This is a genomic window from Bradyrhizobium sp. Ai1a-2, from assembly GCF_000426245.1.
Lineage (GTDB): Bacteria > Pseudomonadota > Alphaproteobacteria > Rhizobiales > Xanthobacteraceae > Bradyrhizobium.
Genome location: NZ_AUEZ01000011.1, coordinates 70341 through 97321, shown reverse-complemented (window position 1 = coordinate 97321; position 26981 = coordinate 70341). Strand labels below are relative to the sequence as shown.

19 protein-coding genes and 1 pseudogene are annotated in these 26981 nt (G+C 64.4%); 6 read left to right on the top strand and 14 right to left on the bottom strand.

The window, feature by feature from the left end; translation table 11 throughout:
* Positions 1 to 120 precede the first annotated feature (120 nt).
* The 3 genes and pseudogenes from K288_RS0110520 to K288_RS0110510 all read right to left on the bottom strand — a co-directional run.
* Positions 121 to 1383 carry an efflux RND transporter periplasmic adaptor subunit gene (locus tag K288_RS0110520; protein ID WP_027579513.1) on the bottom strand — a complete coding sequence of 421 codons (1263 nt, stop codon included), beginning with the start codon at positions 1381 to 1383 and terminating at the stop codon, positions 121 to 123.
* On the bottom strand, positions 1380 to 4568 hold the full coding sequence (locus K288_RS0110515; RefSeq protein ID WP_027579512.1) for an efflux RND transporter permease subunit: 3189 nt from the start codon (positions 4566 to 4568) through the stop codon (positions 1380 to 1382). The genes K288_RS0110520 and K288_RS0110515 overlap by 4 nt, the downstream gene beginning before the upstream one ends.
* Before the next feature lie 198 nt (positions 4569 to 4766).
* Positions 4767 to 5135, bottom strand: a pseudogene (locus K288_RS0110510) (DUF305 domain-containing protein); the annotation flags it as partial.
* A gap of 1477 nt (positions 5136 to 6612) precedes the next feature.
* Here K288_RS0110510 and K288_RS0110500 point away from each other — a divergent pair.
* Positions 6613 to 7809 (top strand): amidohydrolase family protein, encoded by a 1197-nt coding sequence (locus tag K288_RS0110500; RefSeq protein WP_027579509.1) that lies wholly within the window; start codon positions 6613 to 6615, stop codon positions 7807 to 7809.
* A gap of 224 nt (positions 7810 to 8033) precedes the next feature.
* Here the strand turns inward: K288_RS0110500 and K288_RS45190 are convergent, their stop codons facing one another.
* The 9 genes from K288_RS45190 to K288_RS0110455 form a co-directional block, all read right to left on the bottom strand.
* On the bottom strand, positions 8034 to 8684 hold the full coding sequence (locus K288_RS45190) for a DUF1236 domain-containing protein (protein ID WP_027579508.1): 651 nt from the start codon (positions 8682 to 8684) through the stop codon (positions 8034 to 8036).
* 84 nt (positions 8685 to 8768) lie between these two features.
* The gene (locus K288_RS0110490; protein WP_027579507.1) at positions 8769 to 9224 is read right to left on the bottom strand and encodes a MarR family winged helix-turn-helix transcriptional regulator; all 456 of its coding nucleotides are present in this window, start codon (positions 9222 to 9224) and stop codon (positions 8769 to 8771) included.
* A 22-nt stretch (positions 9225 to 9246) separates the two neighbouring features.
* Complete coding sequence (locus K288_RS0110485) at positions 9247 to 9951, bottom strand: ABC transporter ATP-binding protein (RefSeq protein WP_027579506.1); 705 nt, start codon at positions 9949 to 9951, stop codon at positions 9247 to 9249.
* Complete coding sequence (locus K288_RS0110480) at positions 9948 to 10739, bottom strand: ABC transporter ATP-binding protein (protein WP_027579505.1); 792 nt, start codon at positions 10737 to 10739, stop codon at positions 9948 to 9950. Before K288_RS0110480 ends, K288_RS0110485 begins: the two co-directional genes overlap by 4 nt.
* Positions 10736 to 12625 carry an ABC transporter permease gene (locus tag K288_RS0110475; protein WP_027579504.1) on the bottom strand — a complete coding sequence of 630 codons (1890 nt, stop codon included), beginning with the start codon at positions 12623 to 12625 and terminating at the stop codon, positions 10736 to 10738. Before K288_RS0110475 ends, K288_RS0110480 begins: the two co-directional genes overlap by 4 nt.
* A gap of 283 nt (positions 12626 to 12908) precedes the next feature.
* Positions 12909 to 14108 carry an ABC transporter substrate-binding protein gene (locus K288_RS0110470; protein WP_027579503.1) on the bottom strand — a complete coding sequence of 400 codons (1200 nt, stop codon included), beginning with the start codon at positions 14106 to 14108 and terminating at the stop codon, positions 12909 to 12911.
* A gap of 25 nt (positions 14109 to 14133) precedes the next feature.
* A complete protein-coding gene (locus tag K288_RS0110465) occupies positions 14134 to 14718 on the bottom strand; it encodes an amino acid synthesis family protein (RefSeq protein ID WP_027579502.1) in 585 nt (194 codons plus the stop codon).
* Between the two features lie 36 nt (positions 14719 to 14754).
* The gene (locus K288_RS45185; RefSeq protein WP_043159589.1) at positions 14755 to 15660 is read right to left on the bottom strand and encodes a UPF0280 family protein; all 906 of its coding nucleotides are present in this window, start codon (positions 15658 to 15660) and stop codon (positions 14755 to 14757) included.
* On the bottom strand, positions 15657 to 17096 hold the full coding sequence (locus tag K288_RS0110455) for a 6-hydroxynicotinate reductase (RefSeq protein ID WP_027579501.1): 1440 nt from the start codon (positions 17094 to 17096) through the stop codon (positions 15657 to 15659). Before K288_RS0110455 ends, K288_RS45185 begins: the two co-directional genes overlap by 4 nt.
* Positions 17097 to 17422: 326 nt before the next feature.
* Here K288_RS0110455 and K288_RS0110450 point away from each other — a divergent pair, with 326 nt between their 5' ends.
* From K288_RS0110450 to K288_RS0110430, 5 genes are all read left to right on the top strand, one after another.
* Positions 17423 to 17890, top strand: a complete 468-nt coding sequence (locus K288_RS0110450) for a (2Fe-2S)-binding protein (protein ID WP_027579500.1) — start codon at positions 17423 to 17425, stop codon at positions 17888 to 17890.
* Positions 17890 to 21423 carry a molybdopterin cofactor-binding domain-containing protein gene (locus tag K288_RS0110445; RefSeq protein ID WP_027579499.1) on the top strand — a complete coding sequence of 1178 codons (3534 nt, stop codon included), beginning with the start codon at positions 17890 to 17892 and terminating at the stop codon, positions 21421 to 21423. The genes K288_RS0110450 and K288_RS0110445 overlap by 1 nt, the downstream gene beginning before the upstream one ends.
* Positions 21424 to 21582: 159 nt before the next feature.
* Complete coding sequence (gene pncB / locus K288_RS0110440; RefSeq protein ID WP_027579498.1) at positions 21583 to 22887, top strand: nicotinate phosphoribosyltransferase; 1305 nt, start codon at positions 21583 to 21585, stop codon at positions 22885 to 22887.
* Positions 22888 to 22981: 94 nt separating this feature from the next.
* Positions 22982 to 24277: an O-acetylhomoserine aminocarboxypropyltransferase gene (locus K288_RS0110435; protein WP_027579497.1), complete on the top strand. Its 1296-nt coding sequence runs from the start codon at positions 22982 to 22984 to the stop codon at positions 24275 to 24277.
* Between the two features lie 3 nt (positions 24278 to 24280).
* Positions 24281 to 25063 carry an alpha/beta hydrolase gene (locus K288_RS0110430; RefSeq protein ID WP_027579496.1) on the top strand — a complete coding sequence of 261 codons (783 nt, stop codon included), beginning with the start codon at positions 24281 to 24283 and terminating at the stop codon, positions 25061 to 25063.
* Positions 25064 to 25243: 180 nt separating this feature from the next.
* On the opposite strand, the gene K288_RS0110425 is transcribed toward K288_RS0110430, so the two are convergent.
* Positions 25244 to 26263, bottom strand: coding sequence for a trypsin-like peptidase domain-containing protein (locus K288_RS0110425; RefSeq protein WP_027579495.1), 1020 nt, complete (start codon positions 26261 to 26263; stop codon positions 25244 to 25246).
* A gap of 271 nt (positions 26264 to 26534) precedes the next feature.
* On the bottom strand, positions 26535 to 26978 hold the full coding sequence (locus K288_RS0110420; protein ID WP_027579494.1) for a hypothetical protein: 444 nt from the start codon (positions 26976 to 26978) through the stop codon (positions 26535 to 26537).
* Positions 26979 to 26981: the final 3 nt, after the last annotated feature.

Genomic DNA, 26981 nt, shown 5'->3' with positions numbered 1-26981 from the left:
GAGGGCAAGCGCTGTCGGGCCGCTGTTCAACCAACATAGGCTTAGCGGCGGAACCACGCCATTAAATTGCATTTTATGAAGGGATTTTGCTGCCGATCCGGGCGAACCGACGAAGAGACATCAGGAAACGGCCTGGGTCCTGAGGGTCACGCGGCTGCCGTCGGCAAGGTCGACCGACGGATTGAGGATCACTCTGTCGCCCGCCTTGACACCGCTGTTGATCTCCACCTGCTTGCCGAGGTCACGCACGATGTTGATCTTGTGCAGATGCACCACCCCGTTCTCGACCACGGCGACCTGCAGGCCGGCTTGATTGAAGATGATCGCATCCGCAGACACCTTGAAGCTCGGCGTTTTGCGCGGGATGCGCAAGTCAATCGTGCAGTAGATGCCGGGCGTGAGCGCGCCGTCCGGATTCGGGATATCGATCTCGGTCAACAGCGTTCGGGAACCCGGCTGCAGCGCGTCGGCGATCCGCGTGACCTTGCCGGGGAAGGTGCGGTCAGGCAGTTCCGGAACATGCACGATGGCGTCGATCCCCGGGCGTACTCCGAACGCCGCGTCCTGCGGAACAAACACCTGAGTGCGGATGACATTGCTCTGCATGATCGTGAACATGAACGTGCCGCTGGTTGCATCCGCCTGCACCAGGCTGCCGACGTCGATATTGCGCTGGGTGATCACGCCGTCAAAGGGCGCAACGACGTGCTGATAGATCTTCTGCTGATGCAGCACTTGCACCTGCGCTTCCTCGGCGACCACATTGGCCTGCGCAACCGCGACCGCGGCCTCCTGCGCCTTCAACGTCTGGGAGTCGATCGTTCCCTGCTGCGCGGTGAGCCAGCCCTTCTCCACCAGCGGCTTGTCGCGATCCCAGGTCACCTTGGCCAGTTCCCTGTTGGCCTCCGCCTGCTGCAACGCCGACCTGAGCTGCCCGAGCGTTGCCTCGGCCTGAGCGATTTGATGGTCGAGCTCCGGCGCAACGATCTCCGCCAGCAATTGCCCTTCCTTCACATGGTCACCGATGTCCGCCTCACGCTTGGCGATATAGCCGCTGGCGCGCGCGAAGATGTTGGCGGCGGCAAAAGCCGAGGTGGTTGCCGGCAGGTTGACGACGTCGATCCCGCTGCCGGGCTCGACCGTTGCCACACGAACGTCCGGGACGAGATCGCGGCGCTGCTCGGCGGTGGCGATGGTCCGGCGGTACTGTGCGTAGTGGCTCCAGGCTCCGGACGCCAGCGCGGCCGTTCCGATCAGCCCCAGGGCCACGCCCGCAGTCCGCCCGATCCACCGCCTTGAACGGCCATGCCGCACCGGCCCCGGATCGCGCTCGCGATCCTTTTCGGGCGTCGGCTCAACCTTCAAAGGCCGATTGAAATTCATTCCAGCACCTCGTCGAATACGCCATGATGTTTCTCGCCGTCGTTGCCCTTGCGCAGCATGGCAAACAGATAGGGCACCACCAGCAACGTCGTCGGCGTCGCAAACAACAAGCCGCCGATCACCGCGCGCGCAAGCGCGGCATTCTGCTCTTCGCCAGCGGCTCCGATCGCCATCGGGATCATGCCCACGATCATCGCGGCCGCGGTCATCAGCACCGGCCGGATTCTGGTGTGACCTGCCTCGATCGCCGCCTCGAACGCGGTCTTGCCGGCGAGCTGCTGCTCGCGGGCGAAAGTCACCAGCAGGATCGAGTTGGCCGACGCGACGCCCACCGCCATGATCGCTCCCATCAGCGACGGCACGTTCAGCGTCGTGCCGGTCACGAACAGCATGGTCAGAATGCCGCAGAGCGTCGCAGGTAAGGCCAGGATGACGACGAACGGATCACCGAAGTTCTGATAGTTCACGACCATCAGCATGTAGACAAAGACCGCGGCAAACAGCAGGCCGATGCCGAGATTGATGAACGAGCTGTTCATGCTGTCGATCTGGCCGATCACCTGGATCGAGTTGCCAGGCTTGAGCTGCTTCTGCAGATCGGCGACGATATGGCTGATCTGGCTCGCGACGCCGCCGAGGTCACGCCCCTGCGTACTGGCATAGATCTCGTAGACCGGCTGAATATTTGCCTGGTTGGCATTGGTCGGGACGCTGCCGCGCCTGAAGGTGGCGACGTTGCTGAGCAGGCCGGGCACGGGTGTGTCGGTCATCGACGCCAGCGTCGTCGAAACCGGCGTGTTGCCGAGATCGCTCACGGACGAAATCCTGCTCTCGGGCGTCTGTACCGCGAAGTAGTACGGAATGCCGGAACTGGGATCGGTCCAGAAATTCGGCTGCACCTGTTCGGAAGAGCTCAGGCTGACATTGAGATTGGTGGCGATGGTGTTGGCATTCAGGCCGAGCTGGGCTGCGCGGGTGCGGTCGATATCGGCATAGAACGCAGGCGCGTTCACTTCCTGCTGCAGATGCGCATCCACCACGCCCGGAATGTCAGCGATGCGCTTCCTCAGCTCCTGTGCGACTCGCAGATTATTGTCCTTGTCGTAGCCGACCGTGCGGACGTCGATCTGTGCCGGCAGTCCGAAATTGAGGATCTGCGTCACGATATCAGCCGCCTGGAAGTAGAACGTATCTTCCGGGAAGGCCTTTGGCAGCTCCTCGCGCAGCTTGCGCACATAGTTGGCGGTAGGCGCATGGCCCTCCTTGAGCGCCACAAGGATCACGCCGTCATTGACGCCGATGGTTGAGCCGTCGCTGAAGGCCAGATTGTACGGCCGTGCCGGCAGTCCGATGTTGTCGACAATCAGCTTGCGCTGATCGTCCGGAATGATTTCGCGGATCTTGTTCTCGACCTGCTGAAAGACACGCTCCGTCGCCTCGATCCTGGTCCCGGCCGGCGCACGGACGTGCAGCTGGATCTGTCCGCCGTCGATCGCCGGGAAGAAGTCGCGGCCGACCATCGGCAACATCACGCCGCCCAGCAAAAGGACGAGCCCAATGGCTACGGGTATGATGAAGCGATGCTGCAGCAGCTCGGTGAGCCAGCGCGAATAAGCGTGGCGCATGGCCTCAAAGCCGCGTTCGAACGCTGCATGGAAGCGGGCGAACAAGCCGGCCGCGGCCGCCCCCGGCGCGCCATGATGTTCGCCCTTGAGCAGCAGACCGATGACGATCGGCGTCAGGGTTCGAGAAAGCCCGTAGGACGCCAGCATCGCGAACACGACGGCAAGCCCGAGCGGCGTGAACAGGTATTTTGCCGGCCCATCCAGGAACACCACCGAGGTGAAGACACAGCTGATCGCGAGCGTCGAGACCAGGGTCGGCACGGCGATGCCCGCGGCGCCATGCAGCGTCGCCTGCGGCAGCGGCATGCCCTCCTCGGTCAGCAACCGATGGGTATTCTCGATCGTGACCGTCGAGTCGTCGACGAGAATGCCGACCGCGAGCGCCATCCCGCCGAGCGTCATCGTGTTCAAGGTTTCGCCGAGGAAATAAAGCACGATCAGCGAGGTCAGGATCGAAAGCGGGATCGAGATCATGACCACCACGGTCGAGCGCCACGATCCGAGGAACAGCAGGATCATCAGCGCCGTCAGCGCCGCGGCGATCGCGCCCTCGCGCAGCACGCCCGTGACCGACTCCTTCACGAACACCGACTGATCGAACAGCTCATTGATCTGCATGCCCGCAGGTGCCGCGGCGCGCGCCGTCTGCAACGCCTGATGCACGGCATTGACCACGGAGAGAGTGGAGGCATTGCCGTTCTTGATGATGCTGAGCAGGACCGAACGCCGGCCGTTCTGCCGCACGACATTCTGCTGCACCAGCCAGCCGTCATGCACCTGTCCGACATCCTTGACGAACACGGTCGCGCCGTTCACCACCTTGATCGGAATGTTGTTGAGGTCCTCGATGCTGGGCGGCGTCGCATTGGTTCGGATGGCATATTGCGTCTTGCCGAACTTCGCAGTGCCTGCCGGCAATGTCAGGTTCTGGGTGTTGACCGCATTGACCACATCGAGCGGTGTCAATCCCTTGGCGAGCAGCTTTTCCGGATCGATATCGACCATGATCTGGCGGTACTTGCCGCCGGCCGGCGTCGGCAGCGTGATGCCGGGGATCGGCGCCAGTTGCTGGCGGATGCGATAGATGCCGTAATCGTAGAGCTGCTGTTCACTGAGCGTGTCGGAGCTCAGGCTGATCTGCAGCACCGGAACGCTCGACGCATTGAACTGCACCACCACTGGCGCCTGGATCCCCGGCGGCAGCAGCGCGCGGATCGAGTTGGTGGCAGAGACGATCTGGGCGATGGCGAGGTCGAGATTGACGTCGGGCTGGAAGTAGATCTTCTGTACCGACAGCCCCGCCATCGTCTGGGCTTCGATGTTCTTGATGCCGTTGACGTTGGAGCTGATCGAATACTGGCTGTAGGTGGTGACGCGCTGCTCCATCTCGGGCGTGCTCAGCCCGGTGTAGCTCCAGATCACGGTCACGACAGGGATGTTGATTTCCGGAAAGATGTCCGTCGGCATCTTGTAGCTGGCGACGGCACCCAGAAACAGAATCAGCGCAGCGACCACATAGAATGTATGTGGAAACCGCAGAGCGAAGCGAACGATACCCATAGTCAGTCCTTAACCGCGCGCCGCCCTGCTGGTCCTCACGCAACCGGCCGCGCGCTTATCTCAATTGCACCTGCACGACGTGACCGGGCTTGTCCGGAACGCCCCCTGTGATCACCAGATAGCGTCGCTGAATTCTGTCTTCGCCACGCCCCATCCGCTGGCGAGACGCGAGAGCCGACCCACTCATTGTTTCGCCCCCTAATGCATATGCATAGTGTGGTCAGACATCGCGTCCGGTGAGTGCATGGCAGGCATCGAATCCGGCTGTGGCGCAGTCGTAGCGCCTGGCTGTGTCGGCGCCGCAACCGACGGCGGCAACTGCTCTCCAACCGCAAGGCGCATCGCCGCGATCTCCTGCTGCTGGGTTACGACAATTTCCTGGGCAAGCCGGCGAAGCTGCTCGTTATGGCCATAGCGAAGGACGGCCTTCGCCATGTCGATCGCGCCTTGATGGTGCGGGACCATCATTGCGACGAAATCGCGGTCGACGTCGCCTGTCGGCTTGATCGTCATGTCCGCCATCATCTTGTTCATGGCGGCATCGTTTTCTGAAAGGAAGGGCTGCTCGTCGGCATAGTCGGGGCGATCGGCTACGTACTGAACCGACATGGCGCCAGGAAGGTGATAGGCCTTGGTGGGATTCTGGGCCAACACAAACGACGTCGCCGCGACCGAGGCTGTCGTCGCAATTGAGATCACGCGTTTGCGAACGAAAGAACGTGACAACAGTATCATCCATGTCTCCAAGCAAAACAGGCCGTTGCGTGGGGCGACCCACAGCCCAGCCTTTTGCGTTCCCCAATACTTAGCGGATAGTCCGCCCGAACAAGCCCTCGACAACAAAGACTTCACGTCGCCGACGCCGTCAAGGTGGCGGTCGAACATCCCGTTCTCAACTAAAAAACGATTTAGGTTCCGACAATGCCGATTGGATGTCGGATCGATGGGATAGACATCAACAAACTGGAAGGGTCGGCCAACATTCGGTGATGACGCAGATCGCGACGCTCAAGATCCGGTGAACTGGCGTTGCAGGATTCTTGTTCTGCAGCTGCAGCCCGATCGATGATCACATGCGGCGGTGCAGCTTGGGGCCTGCGGGGTCCCCGGAAGTCTGATTCAAATGTCAAACAGCGGTCCGTAGGATGGGTAGAGCGAAGCGAAACCCATCGCGATGGAGCAAGCGGCGTGAATGATGGGTTTCGCTTCGCTCTACCCATCCTACGTCTGATTCAAACAGCGGATACGGGTCCGCATTCTCGCGACGCGTTACGCCCGAGCTTTGGGTCTCGTTTCACCCTCTCATCAGACAGAGGGCGCAGGGAAAGCCGGGTGCTGGTTGCACCCGTGGGTCCCGTGCAACAAAAAGCACGGGGGTAGGACCACAGGTTCAACCGAAGCATTCCGGCTTTCCCTGCGCGATGGTGTTACGGCTTACTTCGTGCTCTCCCCGGTGACCGGGCTTTCTTGCCACCGTCACCTCAAGCGCGAACAAAGTTCGCGCGAAAGGCTTAGCGCCAGCGTCGGGGCGCCAGGACCACACGACTTCGCCGTCCGTGTTTTTTGTGCTCGTCAGTCGTATGCTTCGCGTCCACCGCATCTCACCGCAACGTTCGTGACGATCGCGAGCCGCCCCTCATCCGCCGTGAGACGCGCGGAGTTAAATCACTGATTTGCCCGACGGCGGAAGCGGAATGTTTTTCGCCGATGGGCTGGACAGACTTTTGGTGATTTGCCCGTCGAGTTGATTTGTCGCACCCAAAACAACCACTCCGTCATTGCGAGCGGAGCGAAGCAATCCATAGCGCCGCAAGCGGAAGCATGGATTGCTTCGCTCCGCTCGCAATGACGGGGAGTGAGGAGTCCCGCCCATCCGTCGAGGCGCCGTGCTTGCGCGGCTCCTCGGGATCAGAATCAGAGGAAGTGGTGCGCGAGGCCTTTTCAACCGACATCATTTGTATACTAATAAACATTCCGACTTGATCGGAGTGTCAGGCCGCAGGCACAATGCGCGGCAGAGGGATTGGAGCGAGAAGGACAAAGCATGGCCCATGATGCACCCCAGGCGACCGGACCGAGCAAGCTGGTGATCCGCAATATCGGGCTGTTGCTGTCGGGGGCGCTGGAGCGGCCGATCCTCGATGCCGACACCATCGTGGCGGAGAACGGCAAGATCACCGCGATCGGCCGTGCCAAGGACGTCGACACCGAAGGCGCGACCACCATCGTCGATGCCAATGGCACCACGGTGGCGCCCGGGCTGATCGACAGCCACGTCCACCCGGTGGCGGGCGACTGGACGCCGCGGCAGAACCAGATCAACTGGATCGACAGCTATCTGCACGGCGGCGTCACCACCATGATCTCCGCGGGCGAGGTCCACATGCCGGGCCGGCCACGCGATGTGGTTGGCCTGAAGGCGATGGCGATCTTCGCGCAGCGCGCATTCTGGACGCTCAGGCCCGGCGGCGTGAAGGTTCATGCCGGAGCGCCGGTGATCGAATGCGAGATGGTGGAAGAGGACTTCAGGGAAATGGCTGCCGCCGGCGTCAGGCTGCTCGGCGAGGTCGGCCTTGGCGGCGTGAAGGACGGCCCGACTGCGCGGAAGATGGTGGGATGGGCGCGCAAATACGGCATCCAGAGCACGATCCACACCGGCGGACCATCAATTCCCGGCTCCGGCCTGATCGACAAGGATGTCGTGCTGGAGGCCGACACCGACGTGGTCGGCCATATCAACGGCGGCCACACCGCGTTGCCCGACGACCAGATCCGCTGCATCTGCGAGGGCTGCAAGCGCGGACTCGAACTGGTTCACAACGGAAATGAGCGCTCGGCGCTCTACACGCTGCGCATCGCGCGCGAGATGGGCGATCTCCACCGCGTCATCCTCGGCACCGATGCGCCGGCCGGCTCGGGCGTGCAGCCGCTCGGGATCCTGCGCATGGTCTCGCTGCTGTCCTCGCTCGGCGAACTGCCGGCCGAGATCGCGTTCTGCCTCGCCACCGGCAACACAGCGCGGATGCGGGAACTGGACTGCGGACTGGTCGAAGTCGGCCGCTCGGCCGATTTCGTCATCATGGACAAAGCGCAGCATTCGCCGGGCAAGAACATCCTGGAGAGCGTGCAACTCGGCGATCTGCCGGGCGTCGGCATGACCATCATCGACGGCATCGTCCGCACACAGCGCAGCCGGAACACGCCGCCGGCGGGGAAAGTGCCGGAGATCGTCGGGCGGTAAGCTCTCCCGGCGTCATTGCGAGGAGCGAAGCGACGAAGCATTCCATTCTTTCCGCGCGCGCGGAGAGATGGATTGCTTCGCTTCGCTCGCAATGACGGCGCAGTGCCGTAGGGTGGGCTAAGCGCAGCGTGCCCACCATCAACACTGTGCTCGGAATGGTGGGCACGCTGCGCTTTGCCCACCCTACGCACTCCCCGTAAGAACGGGGAGAGGGAGAAAGGCCATCACTCGATCACCTGCACCACTTTCTGCTGTTGCGGATCGACCAGCACAATCTGGTTGCCGACGGCGACATAGCGGTAGTTCCTGAGTTCGGCATTGTCACGGACCATCTCCTGCGGCACGGGCTGCAGCGACAGGCAGTTCAACGCTGACGTTCCACCCGAAGGGGTCGTGCCGACCGTGGTCGAAGAAGCCCGCGCCAACTCCCTGAACCTTGTGCGCATCTCGTCGCTGATGGCGATGCGGCCGAAGGTTGCGGCGCCCGGCCCGTCGTCAAGGATGTCGACCACCTCCCGCCGCCGCGGATCGACGAGGACGACCCTGTTGTCAACGAGCGTGTAGTCGTAATCACGATATTGCGGAACGATCCGCACGATGTCGGCCGGCACCCGGTGCGGCTGGATACCCGACGGCAGCCGCTGGCCGATATTGACCTTCACATTGGAGGTCCGGGTCGCGGTTCGTTCGCTGCGCAGCTGATTCACGATCTGCTTGCGCTGGTCGTCATTGATCCCAGCGGCTGGCGGCTGCCCGGCGTCCTGCGCACGCGGACTCTCCTCGCGCTTCTGCGATTGATCCGGCGCCTGCGCGACGGCCGTGCCGGCACTGATCGCCAAGGCGATTGCCGTCGTGCAAAGCCAGTTGGTCCTCATTGGGGGAACTCCTGCTGATTCCCCTGCCCACCTCATGGATTTGAGGCTTTGTTGCACCGACCGTCAAGCGCGCCTCGGGGCGGCTCAGCGCAGCTTGCTGAGCAGCGCGATCAACATCTCGCGCTCCTTGCCATCGAGCGGCGCCAGCGTTTCCCTGGTGATCGCCAACGCGCTCGGCGCAACTTTCTCGACCGTCTGCTGGCCGGCGCGGGTCAGGCTGACCAGGAGGCGACGGCCGTCCTCCGGATCGGAACTGGTCTCGGTCAGGCCGCGTGCGGTGAGGCGGTCGATGACGCCCTTGATGGTGGCGACATCCATCGCCGTCAGCCGGCCCAGCTGGTTCTGCGAGCATGGGCCGGTCTCGGCGAGCTTCGACAGCGCCGCCCATTGCGGCGAGGTCAGGTCGACGCCGATCTCGCGGGCGAAGATGGTACCGTGGCGCTGCCAGACCTGGCGCAACAGGAAGCCGATCTGATCGTCCAGAATGTAGCTGGTCTTCTGCGGCTTCGGACTGCGTTTCACTGCCCCGTTTCTAGCCATTGCACTCCCTCCCTGCCGCTGGTCACAGCGACAGATGCGCGTCGCGGATATCGGGCCGCGCGTCGAGCTCGGCCATCGTGCCGCCGAAGCAGATGCGGCCGCGCTCGATGATATAGGCGCGATCCGAGATCAGGCGCGCGAAATGCAGGTTCTGCTCGGAGACGACGATGCTGACGCCCTCCTTCTTCATGGCAAGGATCGCATCGACCATCTGCTCGACGATCTTCGGCGACAGGCCTTCGGAGGGCTCATCGAGCAGCACCAGCGACGGATTGCCCATCAGCGTGCGGGCGATTGTCAGCATCTGCTGCTCGCCGCCGCTCATGCGGCCACCCGCACGCCCCCGCATCTCGCCAAGATTCGGAAACAGCGTAAACAGCTTTTCGCGCGTCCAGTATGGTGCGTTCTCGCGTTTTGGCTGACGACCGACTTCGAGATTCTCCTCCACCGTCAGGTCGGTGAAGATCCGCCGCTCCTCCGGCACATAGCCGAGCCCGCCGCGCACGATCGCGTGCGTCGGCTCGCGCGAAACGTCCCTGCCCTCGAACACGATCCGCCCCGAGCGGTTCTCGACCAGGCCGACGATGGAACGAAAGGTCGTCGACTTGCCGGCGCCGTTGCGGCCGAGCAGCGCGACCACCTCGCCCTCACCGACATCGAGCGCGATATCGAACAGGATATGCGCCGGGCCATAGAAGCTGTTGAGATCCTTGACCTCGAGTTTCATGCGTGCGCTCCATCGCGGTGGCGCGCATCATAGACAAGCCCTTCGCCGAGATAGATGGCGCGGACCTGCGCGTTGCCGCGCACTTCCTCGGGCGATCCCTCGGCGATCAGGCTGCCGCGGTTGAGCACCAGGATGCGGTCGGCATGCTCGAACACGACGTCCATGTCGTGCTCGGTGAAGAGCACGCCGATCGACTGCTCGCGCGCGATGGTGGCGGTGAGCCGCATCAAGTCGATGCGCTCGCGCGGCGCCATGCCGGCGGTCGGCTCGTCCATCAAGAGGAGCTTCGGCTGGTTGGCGAGCGCGATCGCAAGCTCGAGCCGCTTGAGGTCGCCATAGGCGAGCTCGCCGCAGGGACGCTCGGCGTAGGCGCCCATGCCGACGAGATCGAGCAGCCGGCCGGCTTCTTCGCGCGCAAAATGCGGCGTCGAGCTCCAGAGATTGAAGAGCTGGTGCCGGTGCGAGACCAGCGCGACCTGCACGTTCTCGCGCACCGTCATGGTGGGAAAGGTCGCGGTGATCTGGAAGGTGCGCCCCACGCCCAGCCGCCAGATCGCGCGCGGCTTCTTGCCGACGGTTTCCTCGCCCAGGATCGTGATGCGGCCGGAGTCCGGAATGTTCTGGCCATTGAGCATGTCGAAGCAGGTGCTCTTGCCGGCGCCGTTCGGGCCGATCAGCGCCAGGATCTCGCCGGCGCGCAGCTCGAACGAGACGCCGCGCACGGCGTGCACGCCGCCATACGACTTGGTCAGGCCTTCGACCGACAGCAATGTGGGGACCATGCTCATTCGGCGGTCTCGATGCGCGAGGTGAGAAGCGGCTGATGCGACGATGACGATTTGCGACGGCGGCTGATGATCGATTCCAGTGTGCCGACGATGCCCTTCGGGAACGCGACCACGATCAGCACGATGAAGGCGCCGAGCACCAGTTTCGACAACTCGGTCTGGCTGACCAACCAGATGTTCAACGCCTTGTAGACGATGGCGCCGACGACGCCGCCGAACACCGTCTCGACGCCGCCGAGCAGCACCATGACCAGCGCATCGACCGAGAGCGAGATGCCCATGTTGTCAGGGAAGACGCTGCCCTTGAGATAGGCGAACAGCGCGCCGGCGAGGCCGGCCACGGTGCCCGCGATCACGAACGCGGTCCACTGGATGCGCTTGCCGTTGATGCCGACAGCCTCGCTGCGCAACGGCGAATCCCGCGTCGCCCGCAACGCGAAGCCGAACGGCGAGAACACGATGATGCGGAGGATCATGACCGCGAGCGCGGCGATGCCGAGCGAGAGCCAGTAGAAATGCGACGGGCTGGCCGCCCATTTCTCGGGCCAGACGCCGAGGATGCCGTTGTCGCCGCCGGTGACCGCCACCCATTGGAACGCGATCGACCACACGATCTGGGCGAAGGCGAGAGTCAGCATCGCGAAATAGACCCCGGAGAGCTGCACGGCGAAGAAGCCGAACACGGCGGCGCCGGCGAGCCCGAGCAGCGGGCCAAGCAGCAGGCAGGCGATCATCGGGAGCCCTGCGAACTTGGCGAGGAAAGCGACGCCATAGGCGCCAAGGCCGAAATAGGCGGCGTGGCCGAATGAGGCGAGCCCGCCGACCGACATCAGGAAATGCAGGCTGACGGCAAAGATCACGAAGATCGCGATCTCCGAGGCGACGGTGAGCGCGTAATTGCCGCCGAACAACGGCAATGCTGCCGCCACGATCAGCGCGCCGACTGCGGCCAATCGCTCGTTCGAGGTCCAGGGACGCCAGGGATTGACGGTGAGGCCCGGCGTGCGCCGCGCCGGCGCCTCGGGCTTGCCGAACAGGCCCCATGGCCGGACGATCAGCACCACCGCCATCACCAGGAAAACCAGGATGATGGAGATCTTCGGGAAGATCAGAATGCCGAAGGCGTTGAGCTCGGAGACCAGCACGGCGGCGACGAAGGCGCCGATGATGCTGCCGAGACCGCCGATCACGACCACGACGAAGACCTCGACGATGATGCGCAGATCCATCGCATGATGCACGGCATCGCGCGGGATCTGCAGCGCCCCGCCGAGCGCGGCGAGGAAGACGCCGACCGCAAACACGCTGGTGAACAGCCATTTCTGGTTGACGCCAAGCGCTGCGACCATGTCGCGGTCCTGCGTCGCCGCGCGCACCAGGACGCCCCAGCGCGTGCGCTGGAACAGCAGCCAGAGGATGCCGAGCACGACCGGGCCGAGCACGATCAGGAACAGGTCATAGCTCGGGATGTTCTGGCCGAAGAAATCGACCGCGCCCTTGAAGCCGGGCGCGCGGCGGCCGAGCAGATCGTCCGGCCCCCAGATCAGCACGACGATATCCTGGACCATCAGCGTGAGGCCGAAGGTCGCGAGCAACTGGAACAGTTCGGGTGAATGGTAGATGCGCCGCAGTAGCACCATCTCGACCAGCACGCCGACGACGGCGACGACAAGCGCTGCGACAACGATGCCACCCCAGAAGCCGAGCGCGCCTTCAAGGCGCTCCGTGAGCGTGAAGGCGATATAGGCGCCGAGCATGTAGAAGGCGCCATGCGCGAAATTCACGATCCGCGTCACGCCAAAGATGATCGACAGCCCCGAGGCGACCAGGAACAGCGAGGCGGCGCTGGCAAGTCCGGTCAGGAACTGAACGAAATAAAAGGCCATCGGCGGTCCGGGTTGGAGTGGTTAGCTACGTGACTTCGTTCTGAGTGCATGGCCATCCTTCGAGACGGCCGCCGCGCGGCCTCCTCAGGATGAGGTCTGAATTCAAGGAGGTCTCAGAGCCGCTCGGCGAGGTCTGAGACCCTCATGGTGAGGAGGCGCGAAGCGCCGTCTCGAACCATGAGGCCCCGGTTGTCCTTCGTAGGGCGCGTTAGCGTAAGCGTAACCCGCCATCCGCCGCGGTGGGTTACGCCTTCGGCTAACCCACCCTACGCAAAGCGGAAGATCAATCCTTCGGCCGGAGCTTTTCGACTTCGGCATCGCTCGGGAGATAGTCGGAGCCCTTCTTGTAGGAGGACTCCACCATCACGCCCTTGCCGTCCTTCAGCGCGGTCTTGCCGACGTAAGCTCCCAAGGTCGACTGGTGATCGATCTTGCGGAACGTGATCTCGCCGAACGGCGACGGCACCGACAGGTCTTCGGTCGCCGCAATCAGCTTCTCCGGATCGGTCGAGTTCGCCTTGGCCAGGATCGCCGCTGCCGACTTGATGGTCTGGTAGCCGACGATCGAGCCGAGCCGCGGATAGTCCTTGAACTTGGCCTGGTAGGCCTTCAGGAACGCCTCATGCTCCGGCGTCTTGATCGCGTACCAGGGATAGCCGGTGACGATCCATCCCTCCGGCGTCTCGTCCTTCAGCGGATCGAGATATTCCGGCTCGCCGGTGAGGAAGCTCACCACCGCGCGGTCCTTGAACAGGCCGCGGGTGTTGCCCTCGCGCACGAGCTTCACCAGATCGGCGCCGAAGGTGACGTTGAGGATCGCCTCCGGATTGGCGGCCGCGACCGCCTGCACCACCGGGCCGGCGTCGATCTTGCCCTGCGGCGGCCACTGCTCGTCGACCCATACGATGTCCGGGCGCTTCTCCGACATCAGCTTCTTGAAGACCGCAACGGCCGACTGGCCGTATTCATAATTCGGCGCGATGGTGGCCCAGCGCTTGGCCGGCAGTTTCGCCGCGGCCTCCACCAGCATTGCGGCCTGCATGTAATTGGAGGGGCGCAGGCGGAAGGTGTAGCGGTTGCCCTTCGACCAGGTGATGGCATCGGTCAAAGGCTCGGCGGCGAGGAAGAACACTTTCTTCTGGTTGGCGAAGTCAGAGACGGCGAGACCGATGTTGGAGAGGAACGTGCCGGCCAGCATCGCGACGTTCTCGCTCGAGACCAGTTCGTTCGCCGCGGTCTGCGCATCCGCCGGCTTGCCGTTGTCATCCTTGGAGATGACGACGAGCTTCTTGCCGTTGATGCCGCCGGCGGCGTTGATCTCTTCCACCGCGAGCTGCCAGCCCTTGCGATAGGGCTCGGTGAAGGCGGGCAACAGCGAATAGCTGTTGATCTCGCCGATCTTGATTTCGCTCTGGGCCATGGCGGCGTCAGCCATGCCCGCAACCAGCACCGCGAGCCCTGCCCCGATCAAATAATTCCGCATCCCTTACCTCCGATATCCAACAAAATTATCTCAAACCGTCTTCGCCCTTGATCGCCGCGACCGTCAGCCCGCCGACGCGCGGCAGCGGCCGGCCGGAATCTGTGACGGCGACCGCGACCATGATCTCGTTGGCCCGCGGCGCGTCGTTGATCTGCACCTCCATGCCATCGAAATGGCTGCGCACGAAGGCCGCATCCTTGTGCCCCAGCGGAATATCCAGCGTCGTTCCCGGACCAGAACGCTTTTTCGACGACGGAATCAATGCGGCTCCTTTACCCAGGACCTTGCGGACGGGCGCTCCCATCTTGGGATGCAAGATCGCGGCCGCATGCTCGAGCTCGCCGTTTTCGCCGACGGCGGCGGCCTTTCCATAGGAATGCGCCTTGGCGCCCTCGATGCCGAGCGCCGCCACCGCCCGTTTCGACAGCAAGTCGCCGAGTTCCTCGCCAATCGCGATCAGGGGCGAGAGGTCCTCGACATAGCGGCCGGCAAAGGGGTTCTCGATCACCGCGATCGCTGCCGCGCGCCGGGTCGGCGGGGCGATGGTCTTGCCCATCTCGATGTGGGTCTCCTCGACCACCGTGACGATCTTGCGAATGATGGCACTCATCGGTTTCCGCCCTGTTGTTTTCGGCCCGGTTTCTGATCAGGTCCGCGCATTCTCTATCGCGCATTCATGAACGAGTTGCGATTCCGGCATCCCGAGCGCACGCGCCCTCACGATGTCAGTCTCGCCGAAGAGGCGCAGCGCCGCGCCCTCGATCAATCCTGCCGCGAGGCATTCTCGCGCGCAAACCGCACCCGCTTCAAGGGCATCAGTGATCTCGCGCGCCAACAATGTGCCGACCTCCCGCGTCACCAAACGCGGGCCGAGGTCGCTGTCAGGCTGCAATTCGTTGGCCGGGCGGCGGAGGATCGCGGGATGTCCGGGCAGGTCGACCGCGTTGGCGATGACGGTCGCGGCGGCATCGGCTTCCGAGGCGGTCCGCGCCAGCACGGTGACGGCATCGGCGATACCGAAGGAGAAGCTGCGGCCGAGACGGCCGCTGGTGGCGATGCCGCGGATGGGATCGTCGGCATGGATCACCATGGTCTGCAGCAGGCCGCGACTATCGGGACGGTCAATCAGGCCGACGGTGAACTGTTGGTCGCCCGCAAGATGCAGGGCGATATCGCCGCCATTATTGACATAGGCGCGATCGAGCGATGCAGCCTCCAGCATCGCACCGAGGATTTCATCCGCCACGCTGCCGGCGACCGCAGCCATCGGCGTGATGAAGCGATCGGCGGCGAACGGCGCCACCGCCGCATGCATGCGGCGCGCAACCTCGCCATGGAGCACGCAGTGCATCGGATGGGCCGCCTTGCGCAATTCGCCGAGCTCCATGCAGAGCCCGTCCAGCAGGCCGGTGAAGCGGCACACAGCGGCGTCATAGGCCGCGCGCACGGCCGTCTCGCTTCCCGTCGCCTCAACGATCAGATCGATCGGTCCGTCCTGCAAATGCAGCCGCTTGCCATCAGGGAGAAGCGCGATTTGCGGACGTCTCGTCATGTTCGCCTCCCCGATGTGAAGAGCATCGGCCGGATCTCGGCGCTGTCGTGGAGCGAGGACAGCGGCCGCACATAATCCATGTGGCCGCCGAGCGCCGCATAGTCGGAAAGTCTTAGCGTGAACTCGATCGGCGCGACCAGCGCCGGCGTCGGCACATATCCAAATGCCCCGATCGGCATCTGCGTGACGTCGACCATGAAGGTGATGCCGCCGCCCGGCCAGACATAAACCGGCGCGCCGCCGCTGGTGACGCGGGTCAGTGCATCCTTCACCGAACGCGTCAGCCGCACCGGGTTGTCGGTGACGCCGGCGCGCAGCGAGCCACCGGCACCGGCCATGAACAGCACGGTGCACAGCGCCGGCTCGCAATTTTCCTGGATGCGCTCGACCGAGAATCTCAGCTCAGCCGGCATCTCCTGCTCGATCGGCCGCAGCGCTTCGTCGAGCACGTAATAGGCCGCGTGCTCGCCGGTGGTCGAGACCATCAGCATGGTGAGCCCCGGCCGCGCTTCCTTGGGATTGAACGGGCCGAGCACGGAAAGCGGATCGGAGATCCTGGTGCCGCCCCAGCCCGTGCCGGGCTCGGCGACCTGGAAATAGCGGCCGGGCGTCGAGCGACGCCCTTTCATCTTGATGCCGGTGTCGGGAATATCGAGCAGCTTGCCGGCCTGGTGCTCCGAGAGCACGCCGGTGATGTGGTCATCGACCACAACGACTTCGTCGACCTTGCCGTGCCACTGCTTGGCGAACATGCCGATGGTGGCCGAGCCGCAGCCGACGCGCATGCGCTCTTCCCGCACGCCGTTGACAACAGGCGCCTGGCCCGCCTGCACCACGACCGTGGCGCCGCCGTCGATGATGAGTTCCACCGGCTTGCAGTTGGAAAGATCCATCAGCGTGTCGCAGGTGACGCGGCCCTCCTTCTTGGAGCCGCCGGTCAGATGATGCACGCCGCCGAGCGACAGCATCTGCGAGCCGTATTCGCTGGTGGTGACGTGCCCGACCACCTCGCCCTGCGCGCGCACCGCCGCAGTCTCCGGGCCAAGATAGCGGTCGGTATCGATCTTCACCTTGACGCCGCAATAGGAGAAGATGCCTTCGGTCACCACGGTGACCATATCGACGCCGTCGATTTCCGACGACACGATGAACGGGGCCGGCTTGTAGTCGGGATAGGTGGTGCCGGCGCCGATCGCGGTGACGAAGATGTCGCCCTGGTGGACGATCTTGCCGTCCCAGTCGCCGCTCGCCTGGAACGGCACCACGCGCCCGCCATGCTCGAGCGCACGCGACAGCACGATATGCGGATCGACGCGCACCAGCCTGCCGTCGTGATTGGCATAGCGATCGCAGGCGCCCGCCGCGCCAGGCTTGATGTAGCACATCACCGGGCAGGCATCGCAGCGGATCTTGTCAGAAGCGGCAACGTCAGCCATCGCGAACAAGCCTGGTGTTGGGAGGCGGCGTCATCTGGTCCCCGGATATCAATCATCGGGGATCGTTCGTATACGAATGATCCTGCGCGCAGGTTGTAGACCTGTCAAGCGGGTGCAACAGCGAAAAACCGCGGCTGCCGAATAAAACCTCATTTGCCTCCCCGCATTGTCCAGAAAGCGGGCAGCGCAGTGCAGCAAGACGCTGATGGCTTGCACGTTTGTACACAAACGTTATCCTCCGATGCGATCGATCGTGATTGTGCGATCGCCGATTTTGCACCGCAATCAGCGCAACTCTTATCGAAGCCTTTGGGGACCACGAGCCGATGCGCCTGACCGTCAACGGCAGGATTTTCGATGTCGACGCCGCTCCGGACACCGCACTGCTTTACGTGCTGCGCAACGATCTCGAACTGAACGGACCGAAATATGGTTGCGGGCTCGGCGAATGCGGCGCCTGCGCAGTGCTGATCGACGGCGTCGCGGCGCGATCCTGCGTGATCCCGATTGACGGCTGCATCGGGCGCGACATTGTGACGCTCGAAGGGCTCGGCACGCGCGAACGCCCCGATCCTGTGCAAGAAGCTTTCATCGCCGAGCAGGCCGCGCAATGCGGCTATTGCCTCAACGGCATGATCATCACGACCAAGGCGCTGCTCACGCGCAATCCGCGTCCGACCGAGACCGAGGTGCTGGAGGCGCTGCGCTACAATCTCTGCCGCTGCGGCGCGCATATCGAGATCATCCGCGCCGCCATGCGCGCGGCCGGCCACGAACTCGAGGCGCGCGATTGATGGCGTCGCAGGAGAATCCCGCGCGCCCGCAGGGGTCGCTCTCCGTTATCAGGCGATCGGATGCGGACGGCGCGTTCGAAACCTTCATCAGGATCACGGCGGATGGCTTCGTCACCGCCTATAACGGCCATGTCGACCTTGGCACCGGCATCCGCACCGCCCTCGGGCAGGTCGTTGCCGAGGAACTGGACGTGTCGTTTGCGCGCGTGGTCGTGGTGCTCGGCGACACCTCGCAAACGCCCAACCAGGGTCCGACGATCGCCAGCGAGACCATGCAGATATCGGCGGTGCCGCTCCGCAAGGCGGCGGCGCAGGCGCGCCACTTTTTGGTCGCGCGCGCGGTCGAACGGCTCGAACTATCAAGCGACGAACTCGCGATCGAGGACGGGCTGATCCGCGGCAAGGACAACCGCAGTGTCACCTATGGCGAGTTGATCGCGGACGACACGATCCGCCTCGAACTCGCCGACGACGTGCCGGTGAAGACCGTCGATGCCTATTCCGTCGTCGGCAAATCGATGCCGCGCGTCGATCTCCCCGCCAAGGCAACCGGCGAACTGGTCTATGTCCACGACGTTCGCGTGCCCGGCATGCTGCACGGCCGCGTGGTGCGCCCGCCCTATGCGGGCGTCGATGCCGGGCCGTTCGTCGGCACCAGCCTGATCGCAGTCGACGAAGGTTCGGTACGGAATATTCCGGGCCTCGTCGCCGTGGTCCGCATCGGCGACTTCGTCGGCGTCGTCGCCGAGCGCGAGGAGAACGCGATCAGCGCTGCCGCACAACTGAAGGTCACCTGGAAGCCGGGACCGGCCCCGACCGATCTTGAGAATATCGAGCAGGCGCTACGCGCCAATCCGTCGACGCCGCGCACGTTGCTCGACAAGGGCGATGTCGATGCTGCGATCAAGGCCGCGGCGAAGCCGATGCAGCGGACTTACCTGTGGCCTTACCAGATGCACGGCTCGATCGGCCCGTCCTGCGCAGTGGCGGACTATCGCGACGGCGGAATCCGCGTCTGGTCGGGCACGCAGAACCCGCACATCCTGCGCGGCGATCTCGCGCTCCTGATCGAGCGGCCGGAGGCCGAGATCGAGGTGATCAGGATGGAGGCGGCCGGTTGCTATGGCCGCAACTGCGCCGACGATGTCACGGCGGATGCGCTCTTGCTTTCGCGCGCGGTCGGCCGTCCGGTGCGCGTGCAATTGACGCGCGAGCAGGAGCATGCGTGGGAGCCGAAGGGCACCGCCCAACTGATGGATGTCAATGGCGGCTTGAACGCGGACGGCAGCGTGGCGGCCTACGATTTCGCCACGCGCTATCCCTCGAACGGCGCGCCGACGCTGGCGCTCTTGCTCACCGGGCGGATCGCGCCGACACCTGCCGTGTTCGAGATGGGCGACCGCACGGCGATCCCGCCATACGACTACGAGCACATGCGCGTGGTCGCCAACGACATGCCGCCGATCGTGCGCGCTTCCTGGTTGCGCGGCGTCTCGGCACTGCCGAACACCTTTGCGCATGAATCCTATATCGACGAGCTCGCGAGCGAAGCCGGCGTCGATCCGATCGAATACCGGCTGCGCTATCTCAAGGACCAGCGCGCCATTGATCTCGTCAATGCCGTCGCCGAACGCGCCGGCTGGAAACCGCGGCCGGTGCGCGAGGAGAAGGTCGCGGAAGGCGACATCGCGCGCGGGCGCGGCTTTGCCTATGCGCTCTACGTCCACAGCAAGTTTCCAGGCTATGGCGCGGCATGGTCGGCGTGGATCGCCGATGTCGCGGTCAACAAGGCGACCGGCGACGTCAGCGTGACGCGCGTGGTGGCCGGCCAGGATTCCGGTTTGATGATCAACCCGGACGGCGTGCGCCATCAGATCGAAGGCAACATCATCCAGTCGACCAGCCGCGCGCTGATGGAAGAAGTCACCTTCGAGCGCGGCGCGGTGACGGCGCGGGAATGGGGCGCCTACCCCATCATCAAATTTCCCGAGCTTCCCAAGATCGACGTGCTGATGCTGCCGCGGCAGGATCAGCCACCGCTCGGCGTCGGCGAATCCGCTTCAGTGCCAAGCGCGGCCGCGATCGCGAACGCGATCTATGATGCCACCGGCGTGCGCTTCCGCGAATTGCCGTTCACGCCGGAACGTATCCTGAAGGGATTGCACGGCGAGCAACCGACTGCTCCGCCCGCGCTGGCGCCACTGCCTATCGCATCGGACGCATGGCAAAAGCCGTTTGCGAAACGCACCGGCGCGCTCGCCGGCATCGCCGCGCTATGCGCAGCAATCGTCGGCATCGGCGCAGCCGTGCTGCCGTGGCGGGCGATCGCGCCGATCGCGCGTCCCGACACGTCGGTCTATTCGGCCGCGACCATTGCCCGCGGCAAGGAACTGGCGGCACTCGGCGCCTGCGGCGTGTGTCATACCGCATCAGGCGGAGCGTTCAACGCCGGCGGGCGGCCACTGGAAACGCCGTTCGGCGTCATCTACGCGACCAACATCACACCGGATGTCGAGACCGGCATCGGCGCGTGGTCCTATCCGGCCTTCGAGCGGGCGATGCGCGAAGGCATCCATCGCGACGGCCGGCATCTCTATCCGGCCTTCCCCTATACCCATTTTGCCAAGGCTGATGATGCCGACCTGCAGGCGCTCTATGCCTTCCTGATGGCGCAGGCACCGGCGCATGCGACGACACCGGAACATGAACTGAAGTTTCCATTCAACCTGCGCCCGCTGCTCGCCGGATGGAACGCGCTGTTCCATGATACAAAAACATTCCAGCCCGATCCAACCAGGTCGGAAATCTGGAATCGCGGCGCCTATCTGGTCGAAGGTCTCGGTCACTGCAGCGCCTGCCATTCGCCGCGCAACGCGCTCGGCGCCGAACTCAAGAATGCCTATCTCGCCGGCGGCTTCGCCGAGGGCTGGGAGGCGCCGGCGCTGACGTCCCTATCGAAAGCGCCGATCCCCTGGAGCGAGGACGAACTCTACGCCTATCTGCGGACCGGTGAGTCCCGCTTCCACGGCGTGGCGGCCGGGCCGATGGCGCCGGTGGTGAAGGAATTGGCCGCCCTGCCCGACCACGACATCCGCGCCATGGCGGTCTATCTCAGCGCGTTCAGCGCCACGGCCATCGACACGCCGGCGCAGGAAGCGATCGCTGTGAAGCTCGAACATGCGACCGCCACGAGCACTGTTATGCCCGCCTCTTTCGGCGCCCGCCTCTATCAGGGCGCCTGCGCGGTCTGTCACGAGGTGGGCGGGCCACCTTTGTTCGGCAGCCGGCCATCGCTGTCCCTCAACAGCAATCTACACAGCGCGGTGCCGGACAATTTGATCCAGGTGATCCTGCACGGCATCCGCGAACCCGCGACCGGCAATCTCGGTTATATGCCTGCCTTCAAGGACAGCATGACCGATGGCCAGATTGCCGAGCTCGTTTCCTATCTCCGACGGCAGTTTGCCCCGGACAAGGCGGCCTGGACCGGGCTCGAAGCTGCCGTCGGCAGGATCAGACAGGGAACACGCTGAGCTGCTCTGCTCAAGCGCGAGGACGTCCCTTCGGACATCCTCCCGCTTTATCTTTTTGTTTGAGCATGATCTTTTCGGAAAACCGGCACCCACTTTTCCGGATCATGCTCCTGGCAAATCCCACTGGTTGGGCAGCTTTTGGCAGGCTAAGGTTCCGTCATGACGTTTACGGATATTGCAACCCGGACCTACAACCATGGCTGGCGGCTCGACCCGATCGTGCGCAGCCTGCTCGACACCGATTTCTACAAGCTGTTGATGATGCAGATGATCCGGGAATTCTACCCGGACACGCGCACGACCTTTTCGGTGATCAACCGCACCGGCCGCGTCCGGCTTGCCGAGGTGATCGACGAGGGCGAATTGCGCGCCCAGCTCGACCACGCCCGCACCATCCGCTTCAGCAAGAAGGAGCTGATCTGGCTCGCCGGTAACACCTTCTACGGCAAGACCCAGATGTTCTCGCCGGATTTCATCAACTGGCTTTCGAGTTTCCGCCTGCCCGAATATGACCTGCACAAGGTCGACGGGCAGTATGAACTGCATTTCCACGGGCCGTGGACCCACACCACGATGTGGGAGATCCCCGCGCTGGCGATCCTGAACGAGTTGCGCTCGCGCGCGGCGATGAAGGGTCAGGGCCGCTTCGCGCTCGACGTGCTCTATGCCCGCGCCAAGGCCAAGCTGTGGGCCAAGGTCGAGCGCCTGCGCAAGCTCGACGGCTTGCGGCTTTCGGACTTCGGCACCCGCCGCCGCCACGGCTTTCTCTGGCAGCGCTGGTGCGTCGAGGCGGTGAAGGAGGGGCTGGGGCCGTCCTTCACCGGCACCTCCAACGTGCTGCTGGCGATGGACAACGACCTCGAGGCGATCGGCACCAATGCCCATGAGCTGCCGATGGTGGCCGCGGCGCTTGCCAATTCGGACGAAGAGCTGCGCTGGGCGCCCTACGCTATCCTCGACCAGTGGCGCCATACCTATGGCGGCAACCTGCTGGTCGCGCTGCCCGATGCTTTCGGCACCAGAGTGTTCCTGCGCGACGCGCCGGATTGGGTCGCGGACTGGACCGGCTTTCGCCCGGACAGCGCGCCGCCGATCGCGGCCGGCGAAGAGATCATCAGATGGTGGAAACAGAAGGGCCGCGATCCCAAGGAAAAGCTGCTGGTGTTCTCCGACGCGATGGATGTCGATTCAATCGAGGAAACCTACAGGCATTTCTCCGGCCGCGTCCGCATCAGCTTCGGCTGGGGCACCAACCTCACCAATGACTTCGTCGGCTGCACGCCCAATGGTTCCGCCGATCTCGACCCGATCTCGATCGTCTGCAAGGTGACCTCGGTCGACGGCAGGCCGGCGGTGAAACTCTCAGACAATCCCGAGAAGGCGACCGGCATCCCCTCCGAGGTCGAGCGTTACCTGCGCGTATTCGGCAATGCCGGCCGCGTACGCGCCGCCGTGCACGTCTAGTTTTGGGCATGATCTTTTCGGAAAATCGGCTTCCATCTGTCCGGATCACGCCGTAAGCGCACCAATCCCCGATCCCATCTTCGCGAGTTTCAGCATGCCCGCACCCAAGCCGCCTGCGTTCGAAACCCTAAGCCTGCATGCCGGGCAGCGCCCCGATCCCGTGACGGGATCGCGCGCGGTGCCGATCTACCAGACGACGTCTTACGTGTTCCAGGACGCCGACCACGCCGCCGCGCTGTTCAATCTGGAGCGCGCCGGCCACATCTATACGCGGATATCCAATCCGACGACGGCGGTGCTGGAAGAGCGGATCGCGGCGCTCGAAGGCGGCGTCGGCGCGATCTGCACCGCGAGCGGCATGGCCGCGATGCATCTGGCGATCGCGACCCTGCTCAATGCCGGCGATCATATCGTCGCCTCCGCTTCGCTCTATGGCGGCACCATCAACCTGCTGGCGCATACGTTGCCGCGCTTTGGCATCACGACGACTTTCGTGAAGCCGCGCGCGCTGGACGAATTCCGCGCCGCGATCAAGCCGAATACGCGGCTGGTGATCGCCGAGACCATCGGCAATCCCGGGCTCGAAGTGCTCGATATCCCAGCGGTGGCCGACATCGCGCATGACGCGAAGATCCCGCTGTTGATCGACAACACCTTTGCGACGCCCTATCTCAGCCGGCCGATCGAATTGGGCGCCGACATCGTCATGAACTCGGCGACGAAATGGCTCGGCGGACACGGCATTGCGATCGGCGGTGTCATCGTCGATGGCGGCGGGTTCGACTGGCATGCGTCGGGCAAATTCCCGCAGCTCACCGAGCCCTATGCCGGCTATCACGGCATCGTCTTCGACGAGCAGTTCGGCAAGGCGGCTTTCATCATGCGCGCACGCACCGAAGGCTTGCGCGATTTCGGCGCCTGCATATCGCCGACCAACGCGTTCCAGCTCCTGCAAGGCATCGAGACGCTCGGTGTGCGCATGGATCGCCACATGAGCAATACTTTGGCGGTGCTGGAATTCCTGACGGCGAACAAGGCGGTCGACTGGGTGCTGCATCCGGCGCTGGAAAATCACCCGGATCACGAGCTTGCGAAGAAGCTGCTGCCGCGGGGCGCCGGCTCGATCGTCAGCTTCGGCATCAAGGGCGGACGCGCTGCGGGCAAGAAGTTCATCGAGTCGTTGAAGCTGATCAGCCACCTCGCCAATGTCGGCGATGCCAAGACGCTGGTGATCCATCCCGCCTCGACCACCCATCAGCAGATGGACGCCGACCAGCTCAAGGCTGCCGGCATCGGCGAAGAGCTGGTGCGGCTGTCGGTCGGCATCGAGACCGCGCAAGACATCATCGACGATCTCGGCCAGGCGCTTCGCGCGTCGCAGAGGGTTTGAGCCATGCAGCTTTCGGTGAACGGGATTGAGACCTTCGTGGCGACTGGCGGAAAGCCGTTCGATCCATCGTTGCCCACGGTCGTGATGATCCACGGTGCGGGCTTCGACAGCTCCACCTGGGCCTTGCACAGCCGGTGGTTCGCGCATCACGGCTATTCGGTATTGGTGCCGGATCTGCCAGGCCATGGCCGTTCGTCCGGCAAGCCGCTGCCGACGATTGCGGCGATGGCGGACTGGATCGCGGCGCTGTTGCAGGCAGCCGGCGCCTCGAAGGCGAAGCTGATCGGCCATTCCATGGGCTCGCTGATCGCGCTGGAGACCGCGGCACGGCACCCGGAGAAGGTATCGGCGCTCAGCCTGATCGGAACGGCGGCAACGATGACCGTGGGGCCCGATCTGTTGAAGGCAGCGGAGGCCAACGACCCCGCCGCGATCGACATGGTCTCGATCTGGGGCCTCGGCTTCAAGGCGGAACTCGGCGGCTCGCTCGCGCCGGGACTGTGGATGCACCACGGCGCGCAGCGCGTGCTGCAGCGTGCGCGACCGGGCGTGCTCTACAATGATCTGAACGCCTGCAATTCATACCAGAACGCGCTGGCCGCGGCGGCGCAGATCAAGGTGCCCGCGACCTTCATCCTCGGCGAGCGTGACATGATGACGCCTGCCAGAGCCGGCAAGACGCTGGCAGCCGCAACGCCGAACGCACGCACCACGGTGCTGGCCGGTGCCGGCCACATGATGATGGTCGAGCAGCCCGACGAACTGCTGGCGGCGCTGCGGGATTGAGATCGGCGCGCTTCTTCCCTTCTCCCCTTGTGGGAGAAGGTGGCGCGAAGCGCCGGATGAGGGGTTCTCTCCACACGCTCCTGTGCTGGTGGAGAGACCCCCTCACCCAAGTGAGTTCGCCGCTAATAGCCGAGCCGCCCTCTCCCGCAAGGGGCGAGGGCACATCAACTGGCAGCATCACTACTTCGCAGGCTTGCGCTCGATCGGGTGGATGTCGATCGCGCGCAGGCGGCCCAGGCGCAGGACGTCCATCGCCAGCGTGCGGTCGATGCGGTCGCGATCGAGCGCGCGGATCAGGTCATCGACACCGTTGATGTCGATGCCGTCGAGCTTGATCACGACGTCGCCGGGCAGAAGCCCCGCTCTCGCCGCCGGGCTGTCCGGCTCGATCTGCGCGAGCAGCGCGCCCATCTTGTTGTCGACGCCGGCGAGCACCGCATGGCGCCGCGGGATCGGCGCGGTCTGGCCGGCGACGCCGATGAAGGCGCGGCGGACATAGCCGTGGCGGATGATCTCCGACAGCACGAACTGCGCGGTGTTGCTCGCGACCGCAAAGCAGATGCCCTGCGCGCCGTTGATGATCGCGGTGTTGATGCCGATCACCTGCGAATTCGATGACACCAGCGGGCCGCCGGAATTGCCGGGGTTCAGCGCCGCATCGGTCTGGATCACGTCCTCGATGGTGCGCCCGCTGACCGAGCGGATCGAACGGCCCAGCGCCGACACCACGCCGGCAGTGACGGTCGATTCAAAGCCGAGCGGATTGCCGATCGCGACCACGAGCTGGCCGCGCCGGAGTTGCTTGGAATCGCCGAGCGAAGCGTAAGGCAAATCGCGCGCGCCATCGGCCCGCAGCAATGCAAGGTCGGTGTCGGGATCGACGCCGAGCACATGGGCGTCGGTCACGAATCCCTCGGTGTCGCGCAGGCGGATCTCTTTCGACGAGCCGACCACGTGGCTGTTGGTCAGCACGAGGCCATCGGGCGAGATAATGATGCCGGAGCCGAGCCCGGCGCGTTCGCGCGGGGTTTTGACCTTCGGGCCGGTCTCGACGCGCACCACCGCGGGGCCGACGCGTTCGGTCACGTCGATCACGGCGTTGGAATAGGCATCGAGCAGCGTCCGGTCATTGCCCGGCGTAGCTTCAGTCGTTCGCGGTGACAGCGCGTCACCGGCGTTATTTGCGGCAAAATCCAACATGGTGAGGTTCCTTCGGAGAACTCACACATGGGGGCCGGGTTCCTGCTGCGCAAGGTGCTCGTGCCGGCGCGCAGACCTGCCCGAATGGCTAGGGCGTCCGCCGCTTCACCTCTCCCGCTTGCGGGAGAGGTCGCTGCGCCCTCGGCGCAGCGGGTGAGGGCTCTCTCCCCACGGATGATCCCATCGTGGAGACACCCTCACCCCAGCCCTCTCCCGCAAGCGGGAGAGGGAGCGCAGTGCCGCTCGCGGAGACGGCTCGATCCATCTAAGGCTAGGCGCGGCGCAACCTCCCTCCGCGCGCTTTCACCGGATCGAGCAACGACCAGTCGCCCTGCTCCAGCGCGTGCCCCTTCGGGAAGGGCGCGCGCAGCTCGAGGCCGAGCGAGCGCAGCACGCGGTCGTCGCGGTAGTAGCATTGCAGGACGACGCGGACGAGCGTCGCGGCCGCGGCCCCGCCGGTCGCGCGGAATTCCTTTGCGACCTGATCGCGCTGCGCCGTGTCGAGTTCGGCAAGTGGCTTGCCGGCCAACCGTGCGAGATGGTCGAGCGCGGCGCGCACTGGCCCGGTATCGCGGCCGAGCGTGGCCAGGATATCGGCCTGGATGGCCCGGTCATCGGCACCCGGCACCTTGTACTCGGCACTCTCGGGAATGATCATCGCAGCGATGGTTTTCAGGTCGTCGCGCTGAGTTGCAGTGAGAGTTTCGACGGTCATCGC